Raw genomic sequence first — 6,295 nt, forward strand, 5'->3', positions numbered from 1 at the left:
CACTGCGTGACCTGCCGGGTGATGTATGTATCGAAAGCGCAAGATTTTACCTTGGCTTTCGGCCGCACGGCTGCCGTTCCGGTGACTGGGCGTAGAAAATTTCTGTTCAATGAAAGCAGGAAAAGTTTCGTGCCACGCGTCACTGGCGGGCATGCCTGCCTAGCGCCGCTCCAGCCGGAAATCCACCTTCTCCGGCCGTCCCGGCAGGCGCAGGGTTGCGCGCGCGGGCGGCGCCTCGCTGACGACTTCCCCGCCGCGCAGCACGAGCCGGCGCGCCGCGCGCAGGCGGATCGCCTCGACGGGGTCGGCGGCGTCGAGCCAGACGAGGTCGGCACGGCAGCCCGGCGCGATGCCATAACCCTGCAGCCCGAGGATGCGGGCGGGCGTTTCCGTGATGGCCTCGAAGCATTGCCGCATGGCGGCCTGGCCCGTCATCTGCGCGACGTGCAGCCCCATGTGTGCCACTTCCAGCATGTCGCCGGAGCCGAGGCCGTACCACGGGTCCATCACGCAATCGTGCCCGAACGCCACCGGCACGCCGGCCGCCAGCAGTTCCGGTACGCGGGTCATGCCGCGCCGCTTCGGATACGTGTCGTGGCGGCCCTGCAGGGTGATGTTGATCAGGGGATTCGCGATGGCGGCCACGCCCGATTCCGCCATCAGCGGCAGCAGCTTGCTCACATAGTAATTGTCCATCGAATGCATCGAGGTCAGGTGCGAGCCTGCGACACGGCCCTGCAAGCCCAGGCGCAAGGTCTCGGCGGCAAGCGTCTCGATGTGGCGCGACAACGGGTCGTCGCTTTCGTCGCAATGCATGTCGACCATCAGGCCCTGCTCCGCCGCGTATTCGCACAGGATGCGCACGGACTCGGCACCGTCCGCCATCGTGCGCTCGAAATGCGGGATGCCGCCGACGACGTCCACGCCCATGCGGATCGCGCGCTTGAGGTTGTCCAGCGCCGTCCTGCTGCGCAACAGGCCATCCTGCGGGAACGCGACCAGTTGCAGGTCGAGGTAAGGCGCGACGCGGCGCTTGACGTCGAGCAATGCCTCCACCGCCAGCAGGCGGTCGTCGCACACGTCCACGTGGCTGCGGATCGCCAGCAGCCCGCGCCCCACGGCCCAGTCGCAATACTGCAGGGCGCGTTCGACGAGCGCGTCCTGCGCCAGTTGCGGCTTCAGCTCGCCCCACAGCGCGATACCTTCGAGCAAGGTGCCGGACGCGTTCACGCGCGGCAAACCATAACTGAGCGTGGCATCCATGTGGAAATGGGCGTCGACGAAAGGCGGTATGACGAGGTCGCCGCCCACGTCGATCTCGCGGCTGCCGCGTTGCGTCAAGACGGGTTCCACGGCCGCGATGCAGCCACCCTCGATGGCGATGTCGACCCGGCGGCCGTCGGCCAGGGTGGCGTTGCGGAGGATGAGATCCATGCGTTGGCTCCTGTTGCGTTCCGATCACATCAGATTACCACGATGATCATCTTGTCAATGATAAATATCAAACCACAATGCTGCACCGCAAGATTTCCTTATAAAAACAACATAGAATTTACTTTTCATCCCGCATGAACACCTTTACACTAATCTTATTGCAGTGCGTCATAAACCATACGGTCATAAACCTGAAAGACAAGGAACTCAGATGACTTCACTTTCCGAACAGTTGTCCGCCGTCCGCAAGTCCCAATGGGAAGCCCAGCTCGATGTGTTCCGCGCCTTGAGCAAACGCGCACTGGACAGTGCCGAACAACTGATTGCACTTAATATGAAGACGTCCCGTGCGTCGGTGGAACAAGCGACGGGCACTTTCAAGCAATTACTCGAAGTTACGAATCCGCGCGACCTGGTCGCCATCGGTTCAACGGCCCAGGGCCAGTGGCAGCAATTCTTTTCCTACGGCCGTGAACTGCTGGGCATTGCCACCGGCACCCACGAACGCACCTGGACCACGGACCCGGCCTCCGCGCTGAATCCGCYACAACTGGTGCCCGCCGCGACGGCGAACGTGCCGACGTCCGTGCCGCTGCTGATGGAACAGGCGGCCATCGCGACGGCCGATGCCACCACGGTGGGCAGCGAGATCGCCCGCGCCGCCGTCGATACCGGCAGCGCACTGGCCGAGGCCGCGCTGGATGCGGGCCAGCAGGCCGTGGCCCGCGCCGGGGAAGCCGCTCAGGCCGAACCGCCGGCACCGGCTGCCGCGCCGGCTCCCGCGCCGGCCGAACCGGTCGCTGCCTCGGCGGAACCGCTGGCCGCCGCGGAGCCGCCGGCACCGACGCCCGATCCGGTGGACACGGCCATTGCCGACGACGTGCCGCCGGCCAAGGCCAAGCCGGTGGCCAAGGCCCTGAACAAGGCCGCACCGAAGCCGCCCGCCGCCGAGCATCCGATCGCATCGACCGTGCCGCTGGAAGCCGGCCCGCAGGTCGACCTGCCGATCGTCGCGCCGGCCGAGGGAGCGCAGCCGCTGCGCGTGGTGACGCAGGGTGGCAAATCCGCCCGCAACCCGCGCAAGAAATAACGCGCATCGAATGAACGTCACGCGTGGGCACCCTGTGCCCACGCGTGACGTCCGCGTCATGTTGGCATCCGCAGCACGAATTCGGCAAAAATAGTAAATTAGCGGGCTTCGGCCCGCTTTTTCTTTTTTCGCTCAACAACAAGAACAGGATCTCCCATGGGTTTGGCAAGGCTGATCGGCGGCTTCGTACGCCGGCACTGGCGTTCCTATGCGTCGTCGGCGGTGATGCTGTTCGGCGTGGCCCTGTGCACGGTGCTCGTGCCGCGCAAGGTTGGCGCCATGATCGACGGCCTGGCCGCGCACCGCCTCGCCGGGCATGATCTCGTCATCCAGCTCTTCCAGTTGCTCGGGCTCGGCCTCGCGATCTACGTGCTGCGCGTCGCTTGGCGCCTGCGCCTGTATTCCGCGTCGTACCGGCTCGGCGTGGAGCTGAGAACGAAGCTGTACGAGCGGCTGGCGGCGCAGGGGCCGGCATTCTTCCAGCGCCAGCGCACGGGCGACCTGATGGCACTGGCCACCAACGACATCGACGCCATCGAGCAGGCGGCCGGCGAGGCGCTGCTGGCCGGCTTCGACGGCACCCTCACGCTCGTCATGGTGCTGGGCATCATGTTCCTCGGCGTCGACTGGCGCCTGACCCTGATCGCCCTGCTGCCGTTTCCGCTGATGGCGCTCGCGTTCTGGCGCATCTCGGGCCACATCCACACGGCGTCCACGGATTCGCTGAAGCGCTTCTCCGCGCTCAACGACCACGTGCAGGAAACGCTGTCCGGCGTGCGCACCCTGCGCGCGCTCGGCCTGGAACAGCGCAGCGCCAACCAGTTCGCGCAACTGGCCGCGCGCGCCGCCGACGCCAGCCTCTCGGCCCAGAAATGGGAAGCCGCATACGAGCCGGCCGTCGGCCTCACGCTGACTGCGGCCACCGGGCTCACGCTGGGCCTCGGCGGCTATCTCGTGTGGCAGGGCCAGATCACGATCGGCAGCCTGACGAGTTTCTCCATGTACCTGGGCCAGCTGATCTGGCCGATGTTCGCGGCCGGCTGGGTGCTGTCGCTGATCGAGCGCGGACGCGCCGCGCTGGCGCGCCTGCAGCCGCTGCTCGATGCGCCATTGACCGTCGACGACCACGGCACGCTGCAGGAACTGGGGCGCGGCCCGCTCGTGCTGGACCACGTCCGCTTCACCTATGGCGGCGACGCGCGTCCCGCGCTGGACGACGTCTCGCTGCGCCTGGCGCCGGGCCGGACGCTGGGTCTCGTCGGCGCCACCGGCGCGGGCAAGTCCACGCTGCTGCGCGTGCTGCTGCGCCAGGCCACGCCGCAGCACGGCCGCGTCTCGTGGGGCGGGCACGCGCTGGACGAATACACGCTCGCCACGCTGCGCGCCCACGTCAGCTGGGTGCCGCAGGAATCGTTCCTGTTCTCGGCGTCGATCGCGGAAAACATCGCCCTCGGGAACCCGGGCGCGTCGCGCGCCGAGATCGAGCAGGCGGCGCGCATGGCGGCGATCCACGACGACATCCTGCGCTTCCCGGACGGCTACGACACGCCCGTCGGCGAAAAAGGCATCACCCTGTCGGGCGGACAGCGCCAGCGCGTGGCGATCGCGCGCGCACTGCTGGCCGAGAGCGCCCTGCTGCTGCTCGACGACGCGCTGTCGGCCGTCGACACGGGCACGGAAACGAACATCCTCGACCACCTGGACGACGTGCGCCGCGCACGTCCGGAACTGTCGGCCATCATCGCCAGCCACCGCCTGTCGGCCGTCGTGAAGGCCGACCTGATCGTCGTGCTGCGCGAAGGCCGCATCGTCGAACGCGGCACGCACGACGAACTGCTCGCCCTGGACGGCTGGTACGCCAGCCAGTGGCGCTACCAGCAACTGGAGGCCAGCCTCGATGCCATCTGAAACCGTGAAGAGTGTCACCTCGGCGCAGGCGCGCCAGGCAGCCGGCCTGCTGCGCCGCGCCGCGCATCCGGACCGCAACCACCTCGTCTGGGCAACCCTGTGGCTCATCCTCGCGGCCGCCCTGGAAGTGCTGGGGCCCCTGCTCGGCAAGAAGCTGATCGACGACCACCTGCTGCCGCACCACCTCGACTGGCCGCGCATGGCCTGGCTGCTGGCCGGCGTGCTCCTCACGGGATGGGCCGCGTCGTGGCTGCGCTTCCTGCAGCTGGTCCGATTGTCCGGTATGGCTATGCGCGCCGTGCAGCGCCTGCGCGAATGGGTTTACGGCCACGTGCTGCGCCTGCCCATGGCCTTCTTCGACCGCGCGATCACGGGCCAGCTCGTGAGCCGCGTCACCAACGACACCGAGGCCGTCAAGACGCTGTACATCCAGGTGCTGTTCGTGATCCTCGATTCCAGCATCGTCCTGGTCGGCACATCGATCGCGATGGCCTGGCTGGACTGGCGCCTGATGGTGATCGTGCTGGCGCTCGTGCCGGCCGTGCTGGGCATCGTGTGGCTGTACCAGCGCCTGTCCGCCCCCGCCGTCACGCGCGCGCGGGCGCTGCGCAGCGACATCAACGGCCAGATGGCGGAATCCATCGGCGGCATGAGCGTGCTGCAGGCAAACAACGCGCAGCACCGCTTCGGCCAGCGCTTCGCCCACACCAACGATCAGCACTACACGGCGCGCGTGGCCGAGCTGCGCGCCAACGCCTTCCTGCTGCGGCCCGCGCTCGACTTCCTCAACGTGGTCCTGCTGGCCGTCGTCATCTTCAGCTTCGGGCAGCGCAGCATGAACGCGGTCGAGGTCGGGGTGCTGTACGCGTTCATCAGCTATATCGCGCGGGTCGTCGAACCGCTCATCCAGATCACGATGCAGTTCTCCGGCCTGCAGCAGGCCGTCGTCGCGACGGCGCGCGTGGCCACGCTGCTGGACGAAGCCGGCGCGCCGGAGCATGCGACGAACCGCGCGGCGAATCCCGGCTCACCTCCGCGGCGGCCGGTCGCCATCGACGTCCCGGCCGTGCGCGTGCGCGGCCTCTCCTTCGGCTACGTGCAAGGCCAGACGGTGCTGCACGACCTGTCGCTCGACATCCCGCAGGGCGCCTTCTTCGGCATCGTCGGCCACACGGGCAGCGGCAAGTCCACGCTGCTGTCGCTGCTGCTGCGCTACTACCCATTCGAGCAGGGCACGATTGCCCTGTTCGGCGAACCGCTGGCGGCCATCGGCAACGAGCGCTTCCGCGCGGAAGTCGGCCTTGTGCCGCAGGATCCCTTCCTGCTCGCGGCATCGGCGCGCGAGAACATCGACATGGGCCGCGGCCTGCCGCAGGACGCCATCGAGGCCGCCGCGCGCGCGGCGCACGCGCACGACTTCATCATGCGGCTGGAAGATGGCTACGACACGCCGCTGGGCGAAGGCGGCTCGCGGCTGTCGTCCGGCCAGAAGCAGCTGATCGCCATCGCGCGCGCCCTCTCCGGCCGGCCGCGCATCCTGCTGCTGGACGAAGCCACGTCGCGCATCGACAGCCAGACGGAGCAGATCGTGCAGCAGGCGCTCGACGAATTGCGCGGCCAGGTCACGATCGTCGCCATCGCGCACCGTCTGTCGACGATCCGCGACGCCGACCGCATCGTCGTGCTGAACCACGGCCGCATCAGCGAAGCCGGCAGCCACGATGAGCTGATGCGCATCGAAGGCGGCCTGTACCAGCGGCTTTATTTACTACAGCAGCTGAGCGTCTGATGTAGGGTGGGCACCCCGTGCCCACGCGTAACGCCGACAAACCGCATGCTTCACGCGTGGGCACAGTGCGTGAT

4 protein-coding genes are annotated in these 6,295 nt (G+C 67.7%); 3 read left to right on the plus strand and 1 reads right to left on the minus strand.

Annotation, left to right across the window (positions count from 1 at the left end):
* Positions 1-159 precede the first annotated feature (159 nt).
* On the minus strand, positions 160-1,434 hold the full coding sequence (locus AC1DYX_RS03295; protein WP_477256228.1) for an amidohydrolase family protein: 1,275 nt from the start codon (positions 1,432-1,434) through the stop codon (positions 160-162).
* A 211-nt stretch (positions 1,435-1,645) separates the two neighbouring features.
* Between AC1DYX_RS03295 and AC1DYX_RS03300 the strand changes: the two genes are divergently transcribed.
* The 3 genes from AC1DYX_RS03300 to AC1DYX_RS03310 all read left to right on the plus strand — a co-directional run bounded on the left by AC1DYX_RS03300 (position 1,646) and on the right by AC1DYX_RS03310 (position 6,221).
* Positions 1,646-2,524: a phasin family protein gene (locus AC1DYX_RS03300; RefSeq protein WP_477256230.1), complete on the plus strand. Its 879-nt coding sequence runs from the start codon at positions 1,646-1,648 to the stop codon at positions 2,522-2,524.
* A 156-nt stretch (positions 2,525-2,680) separates the two neighbouring features.
* On the plus strand, positions 2,681-4,432 hold the full coding sequence (locus tag AC1DYX_RS03305; protein ID WP_477256232.1) for an ABC transporter ATP-binding protein: 1,752 nt from the start codon (positions 2,681-2,683) through the stop codon (positions 4,430-4,432).
* On the plus strand, positions 4,422-6,221 hold the full coding sequence (locus AC1DYX_RS03310) for an ABC transporter ATP-binding protein (protein WP_477256234.1): 1,800 nt from the start codon (positions 4,422-4,424) through the stop codon (positions 6,219-6,221). Before AC1DYX_RS03305 ends, AC1DYX_RS03310 begins: the two co-directional genes overlap by 11 nt.
* Positions 6,222-6,295 lie beyond the last annotated feature (74 nt).

Source organism: Massilia sp. P2_C2, assembly GCF_056404615.1.

Bases quoted from the DNA above. Each gene is read 5' to 3' on its own strand.
- AC1DYX_RS03295 (WP_477256228.1), bottom strand. From the start codon at position 1,434: ATGGATCTCATCCTCCGCAACGCCACCCTGGCCGACGGCCGCCGGGTC.
- AC1DYX_RS03305 (WP_477256232.1), top strand. From the start codon at position 2,681: ATGGGTTTGGCAAGGCTGATCGGCGGCTTCGTACGCCGGCACTGGCGT.
- AC1DYX_RS03310 (WP_477256234.1), top strand. From the start codon at position 4,422: ATGCCATCTGAAACCGTGAAGAGTGTCACCTCGGCGCAGGCGCGCCAG.